General features: G+C 38.5%; 18 protein-coding genes. 3 read left to right on the forward strand and 15 right to left on the reverse strand.

The genetic code is table 11. The features are described from left to right. Positions 1–154 precede the first annotated feature (154 nt). Positions 155–940: a pyrroline-5-carboxylate reductase gene (gene proC / locus BGC7_RS02740; protein WP_050700040.1), complete on the reverse strand. Its 786-nt coding sequence runs from the start codon at positions 938–940 to the stop codon at positions 155–157. Between the two features lie 4 nt (positions 941–944). Then, on the reverse strand, positions 945–1,310 hold the full coding sequence (locus tag BGC7_RS02745) for a DUF488 domain-containing protein (protein WP_050700041.1): 366 nt from the start codon (positions 1,308–1,310) through the stop codon (positions 945–947). A 270-nt stretch (positions 1,311–1,580) separates the two neighbouring features. Between BGC7_RS02745 and BGC7_RS02750 the strand changes: the two genes are divergently transcribed. Further along, positions 1,581–3,032: an amino acid permease gene (locus tag BGC7_RS02750; RefSeq protein WP_050700042.1), complete on the forward strand. Its 1,452-nt coding sequence runs from the start codon at positions 1,581–1,583 to the stop codon at positions 3,030–3,032. Between the two features lie 42 nt (positions 3,033–3,074). Here the strand turns inward: BGC7_RS02750 and BGC7_RS02755 are convergent, their stop codons facing one another. Both BGC7_RS02755 and BGC7_RS02760 read right to left on the reverse strand, forming a co-directional pair. Next, on the reverse strand, positions 3,075–4,430 hold the full coding sequence (locus tag BGC7_RS02755) for a 3-keto-disaccharide hydrolase (protein ID WP_050700043.1): 1,356 nt from the start codon (positions 4,428–4,430) through the stop codon (positions 3,075–3,077). 39 nt (positions 4,431–4,469) lie between these two features. Next, positions 4,470–5,888, reverse strand: coding sequence for a Gfo/Idh/MocA family oxidoreductase (locus tag BGC7_RS02760; protein ID WP_050700044.1), 1,419 nt, complete (start codon positions 5,886–5,888; stop codon positions 4,470–4,472). Between the two features lie 270 nt (positions 5,889–6,158). On the opposite strand from BGC7_RS02760, the gene BGC7_RS02765 reads away from it, so the two are divergent. Both BGC7_RS02765 and BGC7_RS02770 read left to right on the forward strand, forming a co-directional pair. Beyond that, on the forward strand, positions 6,159–6,884 hold the full coding sequence (locus BGC7_RS02765; RefSeq protein ID WP_050700045.1) for an MBL fold metallo-hydrolase: 726 nt from the start codon (positions 6,159–6,161) through the stop codon (positions 6,882–6,884). A 42-nt stretch (positions 6,885–6,926) separates the two neighbouring features. Beyond that, positions 6,927–7,304, forward strand: coding sequence for a VOC family protein (locus BGC7_RS02770; protein ID WP_050700046.1), 378 nt, complete (start codon positions 6,927–6,929; stop codon positions 7,302–7,304). A gap of 14 nt (positions 7,305–7,318) precedes the next feature. Here the strand turns inward: BGC7_RS02770 and aroB are convergent, their stop codons facing one another. From aroB to BGC7_RS02825, 11 genes are all read right to left on the reverse strand, one after another. After that, positions 7,319–8,374 (reverse strand): 3-dehydroquinate synthase, encoded by a 1,056-nt coding sequence (gene aroB / locus BGC7_RS02775; RefSeq protein WP_050700047.1) that lies wholly within the window; start codon positions 8,372–8,374, stop codon positions 7,319–7,321. Positions 8,375–8,493: 119 nt separating this feature from the next. After that, entirely contained in the window at positions 8,494–9,465 is a 972-nt protein-coding gene (fmt, locus tag BGC7_RS02780; RefSeq protein ID WP_050700048.1) for a methionyl-tRNA formyltransferase, read from the reverse strand. Positions 9,466–9,582: 117 nt separating this feature from the next. Beyond that, the gene (locus BGC7_RS02785; protein ID WP_050700049.1) at positions 9,583–9,801 is read right to left on the reverse strand and encodes a hypothetical protein; all 219 of its coding nucleotides are present in this window, start codon (positions 9,799–9,801) and stop codon (positions 9,583–9,585) included. 102 nt (positions 9,802–9,903) lie between these two features. Further along, on the reverse strand, positions 9,904–11,700 hold the full coding sequence (locus tag BGC7_RS02790; RefSeq protein WP_050700050.1) for a chloride channel protein: 1,797 nt from the start codon (positions 11,698–11,700) through the stop codon (positions 9,904–9,906). Between the two features lie 128 nt (positions 11,701–11,828). Next, positions 11,829–12,899: a 3-isopropylmalate dehydrogenase gene (gene leuB, locus BGC7_RS02795; protein WP_050700051.1), complete on the reverse strand. Its 1,071-nt coding sequence runs from the start codon at positions 12,897–12,899 to the stop codon at positions 11,829–11,831. A gap of 5 nt (positions 12,900–12,904) precedes the next feature. After that, positions 12,905–14,938: an LTA synthase family protein gene (locus BGC7_RS02800; protein ID WP_050700052.1), complete on the reverse strand. Its 2,034-nt coding sequence runs from the start codon at positions 14,936–14,938 to the stop codon at positions 12,905–12,907. Between the two features lie 300 nt (positions 14,939–15,238). Next, positions 15,239–16,750: an alpha-isopropylmalate synthase regulatory domain-containing protein gene (locus BGC7_RS02805; RefSeq protein ID WP_050700053.1), complete on the reverse strand. Its 1,512-nt coding sequence runs from the start codon at positions 16,748–16,750 to the stop codon at positions 15,239–15,241. A gap of 86 nt (positions 16,751–16,836) precedes the next feature. Next, complete coding sequence (locus BGC7_RS02810) at positions 16,837–17,769, reverse strand: alpha/beta hydrolase (protein ID WP_050700054.1); 933 nt, start codon at positions 17,767–17,769, stop codon at positions 16,837–16,839. 10 nt (positions 17,770–17,779) lie between these two features. Further along, positions 17,780–18,370 carry a 3-isopropylmalate dehydratase small subunit gene (leuD, locus tag BGC7_RS02815; RefSeq protein WP_050700055.1) on the reverse strand — a complete coding sequence of 197 codons (591 nt, stop codon included), beginning with the start codon at positions 18,368–18,370 and terminating at the stop codon, positions 17,780–17,782. Between the two features lie 33 nt (positions 18,371–18,403). Continuing rightward, positions 18,404–19,795, reverse strand: a complete 1,392-nt coding sequence (gene leuC, locus BGC7_RS02820) for a 3-isopropylmalate dehydratase large subunit (RefSeq protein WP_050700056.1) — start codon at positions 19,793–19,795, stop codon at positions 18,404–18,406. A 36-nt stretch (positions 19,796–19,831) separates the two neighbouring features. Then, a complete protein-coding gene (locus tag BGC7_RS02825; RefSeq protein ID WP_050700057.1) occupies positions 19,832–21,322 on the reverse strand; it encodes a 2-isopropylmalate synthase in 1,491 nt (496 codons plus the stop codon). Positions 21,323–21,342: the final 20 nt, after the last annotated feature.

A 21,342-nucleotide genomic window follows, 5' to 3' on the forward strand; every position in this document is an offset into this window, starting at 1 on the left:
ATGCATTTAGCAACAATAAGTGCGCATATTACGAATATGTAAAGATAATATATATAACTGAAATCACTGTGTCTGATTTTATTTTTTATTAGCAATAATACTATAATAATTTATAAAGTAATATGATATATTAACCTATCGATACTTAGGTTTTTCATTTAATATTACTAGCTTTCAATCCTTTTATTACAGAAGAAGTAAACCCAGCATGCTCCATCTCATTCAATCCTTTAATGGTAATACCTCCCGCTGTGGTTACCTTATCTATTTCAGCTTCGGGATGATCGCCCGTAGCTTCTAACAACTCTATTGCGCCCCGCAGAGTTTGCAACACAGCCTTTTTCGCCTGTGCTGGATATACTCCCATTTCTATACCACCTTCCATAGAAGCTCTTATATAACGAAAAGCAAAGGCGATACCGCAAGAAGTAAGAGAAGTAATGGCCGGAATCATCTTTTCCTCTACAAACTCAGCTTTACCCAATAGGGAAAATATACGAAACACCTGATTTTGTTGATTCTTATCAGCCTGTTGTGAAGCTATATAAGTCATACTTTGCCGAACAGCAATTGCAGTATTAGGTACTACTCTGAAAACAGGCTTGTTCGGGGATGTCCATTGCTGAAGCTGAGCAAGAGTAACCACAGCAGCCACAGATACTATTAGTTGATCGGAATTTGACAGTGAAGAATTATGCGTTTTCAATACATTTTCAACATTCCATGGCTTTACTGCTATTATAACAACGTCAGCATTAGACAAAGAAGTGTAATCATCTACCACTATATTCAGACTATCGCTTACAGCCTTCAGCCTTGGAACATTTTCACCTCTATGATCTATCACTGTAATATTCTGAGGTTCTACACTACCGCTAACAACTAATCCTGAAGCTATTGCCCCACCCATATTGCCGGCACCTATAATTGTTATTTTCATCTATTTAGCTTTTGTTTAAAATCTGTTCAATATAATTTTTCAGTATAATAGCATGATTATGCTCCAGCTCTTTAGAAGCATATAAGAGTGTAACAGTCTGACGATTCTTTATTGTATCTATAAACCTTTTCATAGCATCAGACTCACTAAGTTCCTTATTGTATAAAGCAACAAAACTATCCCAGTTAGCTTCTACGTTTTGATGAAACCATTTCCTCAATTCGGGAGATGGGGTTATATCCTTTGCCCATAAATCATAATGCATATACTCCTTCTTCATTCCTCTTGGCCACAACTTATCTACGAAAACCCGAAATCCATCGTCAGGCATCACTTCTTCATACACTCTTTTTAGTTTAATCTTTGTCATATCTGTTCCTCCTCATCTATTTTAATAAAACAAGCCTTTTCTATCTTTTGTTTTATTTTTTACCTATCAGTAGCTACAGTTACATCTGTAAAACATCATAATCCGATTAATCTTTTTCTGTTAAGCAAGATTATAATATATACAACATAAAGAATGAATTAAAGGTAGTAAAAATACACAAAGTTAAGACTCATACTATTTTTTGTTTAATAAATCTCAAAAAATTAGCTATCTATTACAATTTACTTACTTTTGCATAAATTTTAATTTATGCTCGATAAACTATTTAAGAAGAAAGACATATCTGTAATCCTTAACGAACCCGACTCTTCAACCAGTGGACTGAAAAGAAGTCTGTCTGCAACAAATCTTATAACTCTAGGCATTGGAGCCATCGTTGGCACCGGAATTTTTGTTATCACTGGACAAGCTGCGGCCATGTATGCAGGTCCCGCACTAACTATTTCCTTTGTTATTTCGGCACTAGGATGCGTTATGGCAGGATTATGTTATGCCGAATTTGCTGCAATGATCCCTGTTTCGGGCGGTGTATATTCCTACAGTTACACTACAATGGGTGAAGTCCTAGCTTGGTTCGTAGGATGGATTCTTATTCTCGAATACCTTTTTGCATGCTCTAGCGTTGCTGTAGGATGGTCCGGATATATGCTAAGCCTGCTGGATGGATGGGGAATCAATTTTCCCGATCAAATATCAGGAGCAACATTCGATCACCTAAAGGATGGTAGCTGGGTATGGACAGGACGTATGATAAACTTTCCTGCCGTTTTCATTGTAGCTATCGTCTCCTCTTTTCTTATAGGAGGTGTGAAGCAATCGGCCTTTGTCAACAATATAATAGTGGTTATAAAAGTAAGTGTCATCTTATTATTCATCGGCTTTGGGTTATCTTATATAGACACCTCCAACCTTGTGCCGTACATACCTGAAAACACAGGTGAGTTTGGTCATTACGGATGGAGTGGTATATTTAGGGGAGCAGCAGTAGTTTTTTACGCATATCTCGGATTCGATGCTCTATCTACAGCCGCAGGAGAGGCAAAAAACCCTCAGAAAGATATGCCTAAAGGGATTCTGATCTCCCTCCTGATATGTGCACTTCTATATATTTCGGTTACAACAGTGCTTACCGGTATAGTAAATTATAAAGAATTGAATGTAAATGCACCTATTGCCCTTGCCATAGACCGTGTTGGTGCAGGTTTAGCCTGGTTGAGCCCATTTATTAAGCTGGGTGCAATTGCCGGATTGAGCAGTGTTATATTAGTTATGATGCTAGGACAATCCCGTATATATTATTCGATATCTAAAGATGGATTACTACCTAAAACTTTCTCAAAAGTACATCCTAAACATGGAGTTCCTCATAACGCAACCATTTTCGCTTGTGTTATTACTGCATTGATAGCAGGGCTATTCCCCTTGCATGTACTAAGTGAACTCGTTTCTATAGGTACCCTCGTGGCATTCACAATTGTCTGCATATCTATTGTTGTATTAAGAAAGACTCAGCCCAACTTGAAACGTCCATTTAAAACCCCTTGGGTTCCATTCATTCCTCTGTTGGGAGCTGCCATCTGTATTATACAAATGTTATCTCTTCCTTGGAGTACATGGTCGAGGCTCATAGGCTGGTCTATACTTGGATTTATTATATATTTCACCTATGGGATAAAACACAGTAAACTAAATAACAAATAGCAAAAGCTCCGGTTGTATCCGGAGCTTTTACTATAATATCACTTATGGTAGTTCTTTGATTTTTATATTTTTGAACCACACTTCATCACCATGATCCTGTAGAAGAATATTTCCTTCTGTAGCATTTCCGAAATCAGGCCAATTCGCATACTTACTGTATGCCACCAGTGCATTCCACATCTGATTGTTGCGTTCGTATTCTATCAGTTTCACTCCGTTGAGCCAATGCTCTACTTTATTATCTTTTACTATTACCATAGCCGTATTAAACTCACCTTTTTTGAAAGGCTTATTGTCCGGGGCAGGTATCAGATCGTATAAAGCGCCTAGCTTACGGTTACCTTTCACTCCCAGTTTTGCATCAGGGTGTTTATCATCATCCAATATCTGAAATTCGCATCCGATAGAAGAACCGGCTCCTTTGTTTGTCTCCGTGTATACAAAGTATTTAATTCCACTATTAGCACCTTCAGTTATTTTGAAGTCTACTTTGATAATAAAATTCTTGTATTTGCGGGTAGTTACTATATCTCCTCCATTAGCAGATTCTCCTCCTCCGCTTTTCATTACTTTCAGAATCCCTTCTTCTATAGCCCAACCCTTAGCAGGAAAAGAAGTTAGTTTAGCCCCACGCCACCCGTCAGTGGTTTTTCCATCCCACAAGAGTTTCCAGCCTTCTCCCGTCTCTCTTGGAGAAATGGTATTTATGATGCAGTTCACCTGAGGTACATTCACCAAAGAAGGAGTTTGATACTTCTCAACATCTGTTGTACAAATATTGATATTTTTCCAACTCACAGTTTTACCCTCTAGCTCTTTTTTGCCAATAGAATGTACCTGGAGTGCGATAAAACCGCTCAAAGTCATATCATCCCATATATCAGCACAAGGGACTCCATTTAGCCATGTACGAACAGATTTACCTATGGCTTCTATACGAACCTTATTCCACACCGCATTCTTGAACGCATTCTGTGATGCAGGATTAACAGTCATAGGATATAACCATCCCCTTCTAGCCTCATCATATATTCCACCTGACCATGCTCGGGCAGAGGGATCTATCTCGAACTGATAACCATGTACCCGTCCATCCTTATATTCTTTATAACTCTGACTACGAAACTGTACTCCGGAGTTAAGCCCATCATCCACTTTGAAATCGAATTCGAGAATAAAGTCTCCATAATCTTTTTCGGTAGAAAGGAAGGTATTAGGTGTTCCCATTTTCGAAATTCCAACTATAACTCCATCCTCTATTTTATAATCAGCCTTTCCGTTCAGTTTCTTCCAGCCTTTTAGGTTTTTGCCATTAAACAGCGGCTCCCATTTTTCTTGAGCCTGTAGTCCCACGCCAATGAATAAGGCTATCGCAAACAATATTATTTTATTCTTCATCTTGAAAATTCTTTATATCTTATTTTATTACTTTTATTATTACACTATATAGAAATCTTCCCAACCTTTTCTTGGCGGTAATCCGGCTAGCATTGCATTGGCAAACTTATCGTTGGTTATCTGGTTTGTCCGGCTGTCGAAATAAAGCTTCCTGTTCAGGCGCTGAGCTATAACACCAAGAGAAAATACCTGACTAAGTGGCCCGTGTATCTCGAATGGTGAACGTGTCTTCTCTAGTCCCTGACAGGCCAGCAGGAAGTTCTCGAAATGATTGGACGGGCTTTTGGGTACTTCGGGTAGTCTGGAAGCCATTTCCTTCGCTTTCGATTCGGGTATAATAGACAGTGTACTGCCATGTGAAGCCCCTTTGAAGGTCAGCTCCTTACCATAGATGATCTTGCCGGGATTGATCTTTTGTTTCTTTATCTCTCCCACACTCGATGCAGGTATATTCGGATCTATGGCAGACTCTCCGTAACCTTCCGGCAATGGAGGCAGGTTGTCCACCCCATCGTACCATGTCACATCGCAAGCCGGCATCTCTCCTCTGGGACCGAATTTGAACAGGATGGTCGAAGACATCGGATAGAAAAAGTCGTTATGTCCTGTCAGCTTCACAGGGTTGATTTCGTATGGAAGTCCCAGTTCCAGAAATTCATGTACCGTGTCCAGTATATGGGCACCCCAGTCTCCCATAGCTCCCATGCCATAGTCGAACCAACTGCGCCATTCTCCGTAATGGTATTTCTTGTTGTATTCGTGGTAAGGAACAGCACAATTCCAGTTGATCCAGTCCAATGTCGGAGGTATAGGCTCTGCATCGGGATATTTATACATGTTCACATCCCATGTATGCCAGCGGCGGGGATTGTTCATATGCGCAGCAACGGCTGTTATGTCTTTGATGATACCTGCATCCTGCCATGCCTTGAACTGGAAGTAGTTGGCTTCGGAGTGTCCCTGATTACCCACCTGTGTCACTACTTTGGAGTATTTACGGGCTGCCTGCATCATCAGGTCGGCCTCGAGAAAAGTACGGGCCATCGGTTTCTCTACAAATACGTGCTTACCATAAGCCATAGCCATCATACAGATAGGGAAATGCGAATGGTCGGGTGTGGCTATGGCCACAGCTTCTATCTGATTGCCCATTTTGTCAAACATCTGGCGGAAATCCTGAAACTGTTTTGCCTTCGGGTATTTGGCCGTTACTTTTTGGGTATGTTTTGCTCCCATGTCTATATCGCACAGGGCTACCACATTTACCATACCTGTTTTCTCAAAATCACCGATGATCTGTTCTCCTCTGTTGCCGATGCCGACATAGGCGATGTTGATCTTTCGTGACGAACCGACAATTCTGTTATAGCTTTGGCCGGACATCGCATTAACGCCGCTTACGGCCAGACCGGCGGAGGCTAACGCCGCCGTCTTTAGAAAATTCCTTCGTGTTTGCATATGTATATGATATTAGAATATTGAAATATAAGGATTTGAATAGCACAGACTATTGCAAATGAACAAATATAATCTCTTATTTCAAAATATGTGTTCGCACACATCCTCATCACACATAGACATTAAAGATCTGCATATAAACCTCTTAAATAAAGCAAAATGTGACAAACAATTAACATGTTGTAAAACATACTATAAATTCAATTTTATTATTTTTACAGAACAGATATAGATTGGTGTTTGTTATAGAGATAAAAATTGAGAAAACAGATGAAACTAACATATATTTATCATAGTGGATTTGCAATAGAAGGAGATGGTTTTACTATTATCATAGACTACTACAAAGACACTTCTGACAATCCTAATGAAGGATTAGTACACAAAGAGCTCCTGAAAAAAGCAGGCAAATTATATGTATTAAGCACCCATTCCCATTACGACCATTTCAACAAGGAAATACTCAAATGGCAAAAGGAACGGAACGATATTATATATATTCTTTCCAAAGACATATACGACAATCAGAAAGCTGGAGATGATGCAGGTTTGTACATGAATAAACTTGAAACTTATAGAGATAGCACATTATCTATTCAGGCATTTGGTTCTACTGACCTGGGAGGTTCCTTCTTGATAAGAGTACAGGGCAAAACCATATTTCATGCCGGAGATCTCAACAACTGGCACTGGAACGAAGAGTCAACACCCGAAGAAGTGAAAGAAGCAGAAGAGTTTTATATGAATGAGCTGAATCTTTTGGCTGATAATGTTAATCACCTCAATTTAGCAATGTTCCCGATAGACAAACGGCTAGGCAAAGACTACATGAAAGGAGCAGAACAGTTCGTTAAGAGAATAAAAACTGATATCTTTGCACCAATGCATTTCAGCGAAAACGGGTATGAAAGTGCTGCGGCGTTTGCCCCGATAGCAGAAGCAAATGGGACTAAATGCATTTGCTGGATGCACAGAGGAGAAAGCATTGATTTTTAACATCATAGACAAAAAAAAACAAAAAAAAACAAAAAATAGATTATGGAAATAAAAGGACGATTTGATCATTTCAACATCAATGTAACCAATCTGGACAAGAGTATAGAATTCTACAACAAGGCTTTAGGCTTAAAAGAAGTAAGACGAAAAGAATCATCTACCGGAGCTTTCATTTTAGTATATCTCGGAGACGGAGTTACGCAGTTTTCTCTCGAACTTACATGGCTCAAAGATCACACACAACCTTATGAGCTGGGAGAAAATGAAAGTCACCTGTGCATAAGAGTAGCGGGAGACTACGACCAAATAAGAGAATATCATCGCGAAATGGGTTGCATCGCTTACGAAAATCATGATATGGGACTTTACTTCATAAATGACCCTGACGATTACTGGATCGAGGTGCTTCCTGTCAAATAATATGTAACAATATATTACAAGCCCACACTTTCACGAAGGAAATCAATCGAATCGAATATATCTTCTTTTGTAGCGGTTCGGTTGATTTCTACTTTTCCCACATCCGACAGAAAAGTGAAGTTTATTGTATCAGACTCATTTTTCTTATCGTGCTTCATATATTCGTACAATCGCTCATAGTGATCGCAGTCGAAAGGAAAGCCCTCATAGTTATCCTTTATAAAATAAACAGTCTTATACAATTTCTCTTTTGGAAACTCTGCATATTTCTGAGACAGATACAATTCGCAAATAATACCCCATGCAACAGCATAGCCATGTTGAATAGGCTTACCTATTTCATAAGACAAGCTCTCAAATGCGTGACCAATGGTATGTCCCAGATTCAGAGCTTTGCGAATACCATGTTCGAACGGGTCTATCTCTACAATACGCTCCTTCACTGCGACTGAATCGACCACTAACTGCTTCAGTTTATCATAATCTACCTCTTCTGTATCGAATGAGATGGTAGCTTTCCATTCCTTATCGCTGTCTATCAGTCCATGTTTTATCATCTCAGCATAGCCCGAAAGGAAATTTGGATGATCGAGACTACGAAAAAATACAGAATCAATCAGCACTGTCTCGGCAGGAGCAAATGCACCTATTTCATTCTTCAACCCATCGAAGTTAATGCCTGTTTTACCTCCTACAGCAGCATCCACCGCGCCCAAAAGAGTAGTAGGGATATTTATACACTTAATTCCTCGTTTGAAGCTGGCTGCGGCAAAACCTCCAATATCTGTAAGCATTCCACCTCCAAGATTGATAAGCAGCGAATGACGGGTAGCTCCATTTTCGGACAGATATTTCCAAATAGCAGACAGTTGCTCTATATTTTTGTTATTATCTCCAGCCTTTATTATTATTTTTCCCGCTTTTGCCACTTGCTCATTATTTTGAACCAGAGGATAACAAAGTTTTTCTGTATTCTCATCTGTAAGAATAAACAGCTTATCGAAAGACAGTTGGCTTAATATATATGAAAGATCCTTATTCAGATCAGTTGATTTTATTACTTTTTGCATCGTCTATAAATTCTTATTTTAACTAAAAAGTAACGAAAGTAACCGATTTCATTATATTTCTATTTATTACTTTTTAGACTCTGTTTTTATATTTTGTCTGTTTTTATATAGATAAACTTTTATTCAAAGCGAGCTCCTTCTTCAATCTTATATCCTCTTAACAACTCTTCTGCTTTCATCGCACGCTTTCCCGGAAACTGAATATCTTTAATCCGGATAGTCCCATCAGCACAGACCACATCCAAACATGATTTATTATCTGTAAGAATTGTACCAATAGTTTTCTGTGGCAACCTGTCAACAATCTCTGATACATATATTTTTACCATTTGAGGATCTTTACCCGGCATATATAATTCTGTCCAGGCAGCAGGATAAGGAGACATTCCCCGAACTAGATTATGAATATTTTTTACCGGTTTACTCCAATCTATCCGACAGGTTTCCTTAAATATTTTGGGAGCAGATTTTAGTTCAGTCTCATCTGCAAAGAAACGGGATTGGTCTATGGCATCTACTTTCTCATCTAGCAACATATCCACTGTCTCACAAACCATTTCGGCGCCTAAAACCATCAATTTATCATGAATCACTCCTGCATTATCTTCGTCTCCTATAGGAATTTTCTTCTGAAGAATAATTTTACCTGTATCTATCTCATGAGTAAGGAAAAATGTGGTAGCTCCTGTTTCTTTTTCACCATTGATAATGGCCCAATTAATAGGTGCAGCACCTCTATACTGAGGGAGTAACGACGCATGCAGGTTAAACGTACCCAAACGAGGCATATCCCATACAACTTCGGGCAACATGCGAAAAGCGACAACAATTTGTAAATCAGCGTTCAGGTCTTTCAGATCGGAGAGAAAGGATTCTTCTTTCAACTTCTCGGGTTGCAACAAAGGGAGGTTTTGTGTTAATGCATACTCTTTTACAGCGGAATATTGAATCTTATGTCCTCTCCCACTCGCTTTATCGGGCATTGTAATCACACCCACTACATTATATCCATTCTCCACAAGAGCCTTTAAGCTTTCGACAGCAAAGTCCGGCGTTCCCATGAAAACAATCCGCAAATCCCTTTTATCCATTCCTAATTCTTATTTTATACAAAAATAGCTAAAAAACACTCTCTGACAAAGATACAAAAGCGTAAAGGAGAAAAATTTCCTTTACGCTTTTCCTGTTTATTTCTTGCTTCGGAGGATTTACTTATTTAACTTATTTGTATTGAAAGGATCTTTCTTAAAAAACAGGACACGAACAAGCCACAGTATGAGAAATGTAATACAAACTATAGCTATAGTTGCGCCCGACCGCCAGATTATACTCCACGAAATAGGCTGTATATTCCACAATGCAAGAACGGTAAGCGTGGCACCGGTAAGAATTATGACAGCAGACAATACTCCAATAAATAATCTCATACTGTTTATTATTTAAATTGTTGATTATTGCAAAGATAAAAAAGTAACAGATATATACTTTCCTATCATTTCATAAATTAGATTAAAATAAATCGTCAAAATCTATTCTTCTACGAAATTCTCGGCCAATACCTCCCTATACACATCCAGAATATTAGACTTAGATATAAAGCCCAGATACACATCTTTTTGGTCTACCACAGGCAAATTCCAAGCTTTGGTTTCGTCAAAGGCTTTCATTATCGACTCCATTGTCATCCCCACCACAATGATTGCAGGAGGCGAGGTCATAAAGCGAGAAACGGAGAAGCGATTGTATAGCTCGGGTCTGAACATTATGTTACGGATATTATCTATCAGAACAATCCCCATAAAACGTTTTTTATCATCTACCACAGGGAATACATTTCGTGGCGAACGGGATATAAGTTTCACCATGTCTCCCAGTGTCATTTCGGGGTGTACTACCTGAAAATTAGTTTCTATAAGCTTTTCTATATCCATCAATGTAAGAACGGCCTTGTCTTTATGGTGAGTTATCAGCTCTCCTTTTTTAGCCAAACGCATAGAATAAATACTATGAGGCTCAAATATTTTGATGAAAACATATGAAGATATAGATACAATCATCAAAGGTAGTAATAACTCATACCCTCCTGTCAATTCGGCAATAAGGAAAGTACCCGTCAATGGGGCATGCATCACCCCTGCCATTACTCCTGCCATTCCCATAAGTGCAAAATTTTCTTCGGGAAGAAGAGGCACATAAGTTCTCAACTCGGAATGATTAAGGACAAATGCAAAGACGAAACCGGCTATACATCCTAAAAAAAGCGATGGAGCAAAAATACCCCCTGTTCCTCCAGCCCCATTTGTAGCACTGGAAGCAAATACTTTTAATAGAAGCACGGCTGATAAGAATATTATGATAGTCCACCTTGAATCTTTGAACTGAAAAAATATTGTATTATCCAACATGGCTCCATATTCTTTCGATCCGCTAATGAGAGCATTTATAGTATCGTAGCCTTCTCCATAGAGGGGTGGCAACAAGAATATAAGAACACTTAAGATGGTTGCACCTATTACAAATTTAGGCCAATAGGTCAACTTTCGAAACCGATCTTCGAACCATCCCATAGCACGTGTAAAATACAGAGACACTATACCACAAAAAAGCCCTAAAAGAATAACATATGGTATACGTTCCAAAAGGAAAGCATCGGTATGAGCATATTTAAACATAGCCGTTTGCCCCATAGTCAGATAAGAAAGAGTAGCTGCCGTAACAGAAGTTACCAACAGAGGAAGCACTGTAAACGTAGTTAGATCGAGCAATAATACTTCTACAACAAATACGAGCCCGGCAATAGGTGCCTTAAAGATGCCGGCAATAGCTCCGGCAGCACCACAACCGATAAGTAACATCAGGTATTTTTGTTCTACTTTAAAGAAGCGTCCCAAATTAGAGCCTATAGCAGATCCGGTTAATACAATAGGAGCCTCAGCCCCTACCGATCCCCCAAATCCGATAGTAACCGAACTGGCTATAATAGATGTATAGACGTTGTGTAACTTTATAAAACTCTTTCGCTGCGAAATAGCATACAAGATCTTAGTCACCCCATGACTAATATCGTCTCTGACAACATATTTTACAAATAGTCCTGCTATAAGAATACCTATAGCGGGATATATGAGATACATATAGTTTGCACCTTCTGTCAGGAAAGGGGATGTAAGAATATTTTGAATAAAGTGAATCAGACTCTTTAATATATACGCAGCCAATGCAGTAAATATACCAATAAGAAAACTCACGAACAAAACCAGTTGCTTTTCTTTCACATTCTTGGCCTTCCATACCAAGAAGTTGTTATATAGCTTTTTAAGTGTCATCTTATTTTAATTGAATCCCAAAAATATAAAAAATAAGTTACCAAAATAAATAAATCGACTATATCATCATGTTAAAAAAAGACGGTGAAGCTTATTGGCCTCACCGTCTTCAATATATTCTCAGAAAATCAACCTTTTATATAATTAACAATCCAATCTCCGACTTCGGATGTCGAATGAACTTTACCTCCGTTAAGAGATATATCTTCTGTTACCACTCCTGCATCCATAGAGGCGTCAACAGCCTTACGGATAAGCGAGCCTTCTTCATGTAAATTGAAAGCATACTCGAACATCAATGCAGCAGACAGAATAGTAGCCAACGGGTTAGCAATATTTTTTCCGGCAGCCTGAGGATAAGATCCGTGTATAGGTTCAAATACTGATGTGTGAATACCTATAGACGCTGAAGGCAACATTCCTAATGAACCTGTAATAACAGATGCCTCATCGGTAAGTATATCTCCAAACAAGTTTTCTGTAACAAGCACGTCGAAGCGTTTAGGCCATTGTATAATCTGCATTGCAGCATTGTCTACAAACATATATTCTGTTTCCACATCAGGATATTGTTTTTCTATCTCCTGTGCCACCTGACGCCACAAACGAGATGTAGCCAACACATTCGCCTTATCTACAACTGTTACTTTCTTACGGCGCATACGGGCATATTTATACGAAAGGTGCAAGATACGCTCAACTTCCTCACGTGTATATACACATGTATCGTAAGCTGTGTCACCGTCCTCACTACGACCTTGAGGACGACCAAAATACATACCACCGGTAAGTTCTCGCACACACATAAAATCAGCTCCATCTACAAGATCGGCACGTAACGGAGATTTGTGTATCAAAGAAGGGAAAGTAGATACCGGACGGATATTTGCATATAAACCCAGTTTTTTACGCATAGCTAAAAGTCCTTGCTCGGGACGTACTTTTGCCGATGGATTATTATCGTATTTAGGATCGCCGATAGCTCCAAAAAGGACTGCATCCGAAGCCATACACAATTCATGTGTACCATCCGGGTATGGATTTCCTACTTCGTCTATAGCTGTGGCTCCCACTACTCCGTATTCATAAGACAATTCATGTCCGAATTTTTCACAGATAGCCTCTGTTACTCTCAATGCCTGTCCAATTATCTCAGGCCCGATCCCATCTCCGGGAAGTACTGCAATGTTTAATTTCATATGATTTATTTTAAGTAATTATCAAAAATATAATTTGCACTTCTTATCATTGATTCTGAATAGCACTTCATGCTATCAGCTCTCTTCCTTTCTTCAGTAATCCTGTTTGTGGTTTCTTTATCGGCTAGTCTATAAAGATATTCATGTTTATATGAAAAATCGTAAAGATAATAATATTCCTTATCCAAACAGGCAAGCTTATTTCCTGTAGAAAAAAATACATATTTCCTCTCTTGCTTAAAAAGGTCAATTCCGTAAGTATTATAAATAACAGGAAGACCGGCCAATCCCATAACTGTGGGATACACGTCTATCTGACAGCCCAGATTAGATATTTTCTGAGGTATATTTTCAAATAATGGTGAATAAATAATGAGCGGAATATGAGTCAGCGACAAAGGCATCTCGTAGCTGCTTGTTGCTTGCGATCCAACCTCATAAGTCTTTCCATGATCTCCCAAAAAGATAAATATTGTATTCTTATACCATTCTTCTTGTGAAGCCTTTTCCATAAACTGACGAAAACAATCATCGGCATATGCGATCGCGTTCATATCTTCATACGGGGTGGTATTTTCAAATTCTGCAGGATAAACAAATGGAGGATGATTACTGATAGTGAGTATACTTGTAAAAAAAGGCTTATTAAGTTGGGATAAAGAATCTATCTTTTCTAAAGAATGACTCATAAGGGATTTATCAGAAACACCCCAGATATTAACTCGTTCCGATTGAGGATAATCCTCTTGACCAAATAATTGATCGAATCCGTTGGCTGGATAGAAGAAATCTATATTATCGAAACTCTTACGGTGTGTTATCAGCGATATGGTATTATAACCGTATTTTCTCAATTCGTTAGGCAAACCATGATATAGCGGCACATTTTTTCTTACGTCATTTAATTCTTCATTCCGGCCTTCTTCTATATTCAAAGACACAGGAACTTTCATTAACATATGCTTATCGAATATATTGGGAAAACCATATAAAGTAGAGACTATACCTTGATTGGTATGTATTCCTTGAGAATAAAAATTATCAAAATAGATAGATTTTTCCGTCAATCCTTTCAGGAATGGGATCAATGGTTTATCATTATCTTTCTTCGCATCCAGATAATAAGAAGATAATGATTCTACAAAAACAAGGACAATATTAGGTTTATTACTTATAGAATGCTGATTACTATCAATTGAATCCCGTCTGTAATAATCGGGTGATGATATATCAAAACCTAGATATTGAGTTGCATGCTCAAGCACGTCTTTTTCATCGTTCCATGATTCCAACTGTGTTATTACTGAAGTCTGACCAATAAAAAAAATAGGATTTATAGTCATTTGACGTAGCATAACCTTTTCAAAACAGTTAGATTTTTCTATGATCTTATCCCGTTCTATCAAGCAGGCAATATTCCAAAAAACAAACACATATACCACAATGAGTGAAACGATATATTTAAGCGGTGTTTTTTTAAATTGAACTTCACCGATAAATCGTTTCCGTATTGCAGATGTAACCTTTATTAAAATAAAAATATAAGCAGAAAAAGAGACTATTATCAATATAAAAAACTTCAGGAATGAGGCATCCTGCAAAATCATACCCGACACTTCGTTAAAATAGCCAGCCCATTGAAATACATCAAATTCTATATGTCTTCTGAAATAATGGAAATAGGGTATATCGGCCACTGTAATGGCAAAGACGAAGAACATACAGATAATTATATAAATATTCGCAATCCTCAACACCTTCTTGTTTAAAGTATTGAAAAGAGCCAATATCGGCAATACCAAAGTAGGCAAAAGAAGTATAGTACAAATTATAGTGGTATCAAAACTAGCCCCAAGCAAAAATCCTTCTATAATTCTCAGATAATACTCCTTAATAGAAATTTCGATCAAGGCATTTGTATAGAAAAAGATCAGTCTGAAGATCGCAAGAAACAATAATGACAGTAATAATATAGATAAAAGATAGACTATCGCCCCTATAAATTTATTGTCTAACTTATTTTTTATTTCTTTAATCATGAAACTTCGTTAATTATCCCTTTTATCTTGCTTCTTTTGAATATCTCCTTGTTTATATCTTTCATTTTTCAAGTCGACACAAGCTCTTTTTGCATCTATTCGAGACTAATTGGAAACAGAGTAATATAACAAAGATAGGTAGCAAAGTTAATAAAATAATTATAACGGGTTTACCTATACCTAACTCTGGAAATTATATGAAAAAGATAAGATGACCAATTACGAAGCAAACAATACTTATCTCCTTAAATATATCTAACTATTCAATTCCGATATTTGAAGGAATGATAATATTTTACACTACATATCCTCTATTATATTCAACATTTTCTCTGTTGCTTTAACAGCAGCCTCGGTTTGGTCGGCATCTAATCCTCGCGTTTTGAAGCTCTTTCCGTTAAACTCCCATGTAATAACTGTTTGTACCAACGCATCGGTACGTCCACCCGGTGGGATATACACAGTATAGTTGGTCAGTATAGGTATTGGTTTGTTCAAACGGGTATATATTTTATACAAGGCCTTAGAGAAAGCATGATATTGTCCGTCGCCCGGAGCAGTCCATTCATACTCTTCACCATATATTTCGATACGTACTGTGGCAGTCGGACGAAGACCTTTGGTGAGGACAAATGCAAAAGATAGGATCTTTATCCGTTTTTCCTTCTCATTGTTCTTCAATACATCAGTAATAATATACGGAAGATCGTCCTGCGTTATTATTTCTTTCTTATCACCAAGTTCAATCACGCGGTTTGTTACCTTCGCCATATCCGCCTCGTCAAGTTCTATCCCCAGAGCTTCTATATTTTTACGGATATTGGATTTGCCGGAAAGTTTTCCGAGAGCATATTCTCTTACCCGACCAAAGCGTTCAGGGAACAAGTCGTTGAAATACAGATTATTTTTATTGTCTCCATCGGCGTGTATTCCTGCACATTGAGTAAATACATTATCTCCGACAATAGGCTGATTGGCCGATATGGTTTGTCCGGAAAAAGATTCTACCACCCGGCTCACCTTATTTATATTTTCTTCTCTTATAGATGTTTCAAGCTTCAACTGATCGTGAAAGACTGCTATAACACTAGCCAGCGAAGCATTACCGGCACGCTCTCCAAGTCCGTTCATGGTCACATGTACACCTTTTACCCCAACCTCTGCCGCAACCATTGTATTTGCCACAGCCAGATCATAGTCGTTATGCGCATGAAAGTCGAAATGCAGATCAGGGTATCGGTTTATCATCCTACGGCAACAGCGCCATACGCTATGGGGATTGAGTATTCCCAATGTATCAGGAATCATAAAACGCTTTATTGGTAAGTCCTTCATTCCGTCCATCATAAAATAAACATAATCTTCGGAATGTATTATCCCATTCGACCAATCCTCGAGATATACGTTGACCGTTATGCCCATCTTATGAGCCAGCTCTATTTCCGATCTTACATCCGCCAGATGTTGCTCGGGGGTTTTACGCAACTGCTCGGTTACATGTTTGTATGATCCCTTTGTCAACAGATTGATTGTCTTACAACCAGCATCTTTTATCCATTGCAAAGAAGCTCCTTTGTCTATGAATCCTAATATTTCTATTTTATCAATATGGCCGGTAGCAGCAGCCCAACTCGCAATTTTCTTTACGGTAGCAAACTCTCCGTTCGATACCCGGGCGGAGGCTACTTCCAACCTATTGACTCCCAGATCGACAAGAAGTAGGTGAGCTATACTCATTTTTTCCTGAGAAGAGAACGAGACACCTGATGTCTGTTCCCCATCTCTCAGGGTTGTATCCATTATTTCTATCATCATCAAATATGTTTAAGTTTGCAGGCCGAACTAATGTCTATAAACATAATCACAGAATGAATTATTTCGACATTAAATACGGGCTTTTACTTATAGGAAACATCGTGAATAAATTTATCAACCCTGCCTATAAAAGTTTCAAAATTTATAGTTACAGGGCCATCAGCACCTCCATGTTCTGCATTTTCTACAATCCACAAATCTTTCTTTATTCCTTTAGGTAAAAGATGATATATATTTTCACTCATATAGGGTGGAGTTCTGTCATCTTCACTTCCTACAATAAGAAAAATAGGTTTATTAAATTCAGAAGCGATATAAATAGGCATTTGGGTTGTAGGAAAATCTTTTGGCACTATTATTTCTTCATCAGTCTTGTTCTGCACTTTTTTCAGAACAGGTAATAGTTCTTCGAAATTGGAAGGAGTGGCTATGCCGATATAAGCATTTACTAAAGGATTATTATTAGCTGTTATCATAGACAAATAGCTCCCTGTAGACCACCCCATAAGAGTTGTTTTGGATTTATCAACAACAGGTTCTTTTGCAATTCTGCTTATTACAGCATCGTAGTCCAATAACATTTCGGTATAACACATATAATTGGTGTCCATAGGCCATTCTGAACTTTCACCAAAAACCCTCCAGTCAAATGTTACGACATTTACTCCCAGCTTAGTTATTTCCTGAGCAAGATGTAAATGTATCCAAGACATATTGCCTGCATCGCTGTCGCAAATAACCAAAGTCGGTCTGGGACTATTGTCTAATACAATATATTCTTTCTTACTGTTATTAAGCCAAGCCTCCTCTTTTTCTTCATCAGACAAGCTATTCTGAGCAGGAAAAAACCACGTACTAATCTTCAATCCATCTTTTGTAACAACATCAAGTTCTTTATATATCAATCCCATTTTTTCGGGACGAAAACGATATTTTCTATCAGGCTTTATTGCGTATAAAGGTGATATTACAAAAAAGGCCAGCAACATTAATAAGAAGTTTTTTCCTTTCTGCATTGCTTATTCTTTACAAAGTATGCTCTTTTTCATACTTCTCTGTCACTCCTTTTTTAGAAAGCAAATAGTCTATATCATCAAGACCTTTAAGAAGGCATTCTTTTTTATAAGGATTTATCTCGAAACCTTCCGACCGACCTGTTGCATTATTGGTTATTGTCTGCTCTACCAAATTGATGGTTAATGTAGCTTTCGGATCAGAATTTACCGATGCAAATATTTCTGACAGAAATTCGGGAGTAACAATAACAGGCAATACCCCATTATTCAGCGCATTGTTTCTGAAAATATCGGCAAAGAAACTCGATACTACCGCCTTAAATCCATATCCGCCGACTGCCCATGCAGCATGTTCGCGACTGGATCCGCTACCAAAATTTTTTCCGGCAACAAGTATTTCTCCACTATAAGTGGGATTATTCAAAACGAAGTCAGCTTTAGTACTGCCATCTTTGTTGTAGCGCCAATCGGCAAAAAGATTGTTTCCGAAGCCTTCCTTGTCTGTTGCTTTCAGAAAGCGAGCCGGTATTATCTGGTCTGTGTCCACATTTTCGATAGGTAGTGGAACATATGTCGAGGTAAGAGTTTGAAATTTTTCCATAAAAATTAATGTGTAAATTAATGAATTAGCAAGTTAAATTGAACGTGGATCTGTTATCCGCCCTGTTACTGCTGCTGCTGCTGCAACTAAAGGGCCTGCCAGAATAGTGCGTGCACCTGGTCCCTGACGGCCTTCGAAATTACGATTAGATGTCGATACAGCATATTTACCCGCAGGCACTTTATCGTCATTCATAGCCAAGCAAGCTGAACATCCCGGTTGACGTAGTTCGAAACCGGCCTCTGTAAGTATCGTATCCAAACCTTCTGCTTTTATTTGGTCTACAACCATATGGCTACCCGGAACAAGCCATGCAACCACATTATTGGCTTTCTTCTTCCCTCTTACAAAATTGGCAAAAGCACGGAAGTCTTCTATACGACCATTTGTACAGCTACCAAGAAAAACATAATCTATCTGTTTTCCTTCTACCTTTTCTCCTGGTTCAAAACCCATGTAATCCATAGACTTACGGAAAGAGATCCTTCCTGCCTCATCTATCTGATCCAAAGTAGGTATAGATTCATTTATACCCATACCCATACCCGGATTGGTACCATAGGTTATCATTGGTTTAATCTCCGAAGCATCGAAAGTAAGCTCTTTATCAAATTTAGCGCCTTCATCTGTTTTTAATGTCTTCCAATAAGCTAAGGACTTGTCCCATTCCTCGCCCTTAGGAGCAAATTCACGGCCTTTCACATAGCTGAATGTAGTTTCGTCCGGAGCTATAAGCCCTCCGCGAGCACCCATTTCTATACTAAGATTACAAAGTGTCATACGTTCTTCCATCGACATATTGCGTACCGCTTCTCCTGCATATTCTACAAAATAGCCTGTAGCACCACCTGTAGTCAACTTAGATATCATATAAAGAGCCAAGTCTTTTGCTGTTACACCTTCACCAAGTTTCCCGTTGAAAGTAATGCGCATCGTTTTAGGACGGCTCTGCAGTACACATTGCGAAGCCAATACCATTTCCACTTCGCTGGTTCCTATACCGAAAGCAATGGCTCCGAATGCTCCATGTGTTGATGTATGGCTATCTCCACATACAATAGTCATACCCGGCTGAGTAAAACCATTTTCGGGTCCGATTATATGAACTACTCCATTTTTTCTGTTTCCTAACGCATATAAAGTAAGACCAAACTCTTCTGCATTTCTAGACAGAGTATCTAATTGGTTCTTAGAAACAGGGTCTTTTACAGGCTGATCCTGATTTATAGTAGGAGTATTATGATCTGCCGTCAAGGTTGTTTTATCGGGACGAAACACTTTCAACCCTCTAGTTCGAAGCCCGTTAAATGCTTGCGGACTTGTTACCTCATGGCAAAAATGACGATCTATATACAACTGAGTAGGACCATCTTCTACGGCAGACACAACATGTGCATCCCAAATCTTATCGAATAATGTTTTCATTCTATTTAATATGTTCTTTGTTGATTACTATTTAGCTTATATTGTAAACTTATTAACTGCATTTATAAATGCTTCTACAGATGCTACAACTATATCTGTATGTGCAGAGAATCCATAATAATTTATACCATCATGCGATACCTGCATATGCACTTTACCCGTATCATCACTACCTTTATTTATAGCTTGAATAAGAAACTCCTCTATTACCATCTGACGCTTTATGATTTCCTTTACTGCTTTTATTGCAGCATCTACAGGACCGTTCCCTGTAGCCGAAGCCTGAAACTTCTCTCCCGCTATATCGAGTCCGACAACTCCTATACATTTCACTCCAATACCGGAAGTAACCTGCATATAATCCAATTTTATACGGTGCATCTTATCTGTTTCTTTTCCGGCAAGTATCAGAATATCCTCATCAGTAATATCTTTCTTTCTGTCGGCAAGCTCTAAGAAACGTTGGTACAATTCGGATAATTGATCGTCATTAACATCAATATTCAACAAATTCAATCGGTTCTTTAGAGCAGCTCTTCCGCTACGGGCAGTCAAAACAATAGCATTATCATCAATTCCGACTTCTTTGGGATCAATGATTTCGTATGTAGAAAGGTTCTTCAATACACCATCCTGATGTATTCCTGATGAATGGGCAAAAGCATTACGCCCAACAATAGCTTTATTCGGCTGCACAGGCATATTCATCAGACTGGATATCATACGGCTGACAGGATATATTTTTTGTGTATTGATATTCGTCTCAATATCCAACTCCTTATGGCTCTTTATAGCCATCACAACCTCTTCTAAAGAAGTGTTTCCGGCGCGTTCACCAATTCCGTTTATTGTAACTTCTACCTGACGAGCTCCATTCAAAACCCCCATAATGGAGTTTGCTGTAGCCATCCCCAAATCTTGATGGCAATGAGTAGAAAGAATAGCATTCTTCATATCCACATTGTCAATAAGGTATTTTATTTTTGCACCATATTCCGTTGGCAAACAATAGCCCGTTGTATCAGGAATATTGACTACAGTAGCACCTGCATTGATAACAGCCTGTACAACGCGAGCTAAATAAGCATTATCTGTGCGTCCTGCGTCTTCGGCATAAAACTCCACATCTTCTACAAATCGTTTAGCATATTTTACAGCTGCAATAGCTCGTTCGACGATTTCATCGGGTGTAGAGTTAAACTTATGACGTATATGATATTCAGATGTACCTATACCTGTGTGTATTCTCTTCTTTTTTGCGTACTGTAAGGCTTGAGCCGCAACTTCAATATCTTTTTCTACAGCACGGGTCAATGCACATATAGTAGGCCAAGTCACAGCTTTTGATATTTCGACTACCGATTTAAAGTCGCCCGGGCTCGACACCGGAAAACCTGCTTCGATAACGTCTACACCGAGCGATTCGAGGGCTTTAGCCACCTCTATTTTTTCAATAGTATTCAACTGGCAACCAGGAACTTGCTCTCCATCTCTCAATGTAGTGTCAAAAATAAATAACTTGTCCATAATTTTTTTAATTGATTTAT

Origin of the sequence: Dysgonomonas sp. BGC7 (genome assembly GCF_001261735.1) — a bacterium.
Taxonomy (GTDB): Bacteria; Bacteroidota; Bacteroidia; order Bacteroidales; family Dysgonomonadaceae; genus Dysgonomonas.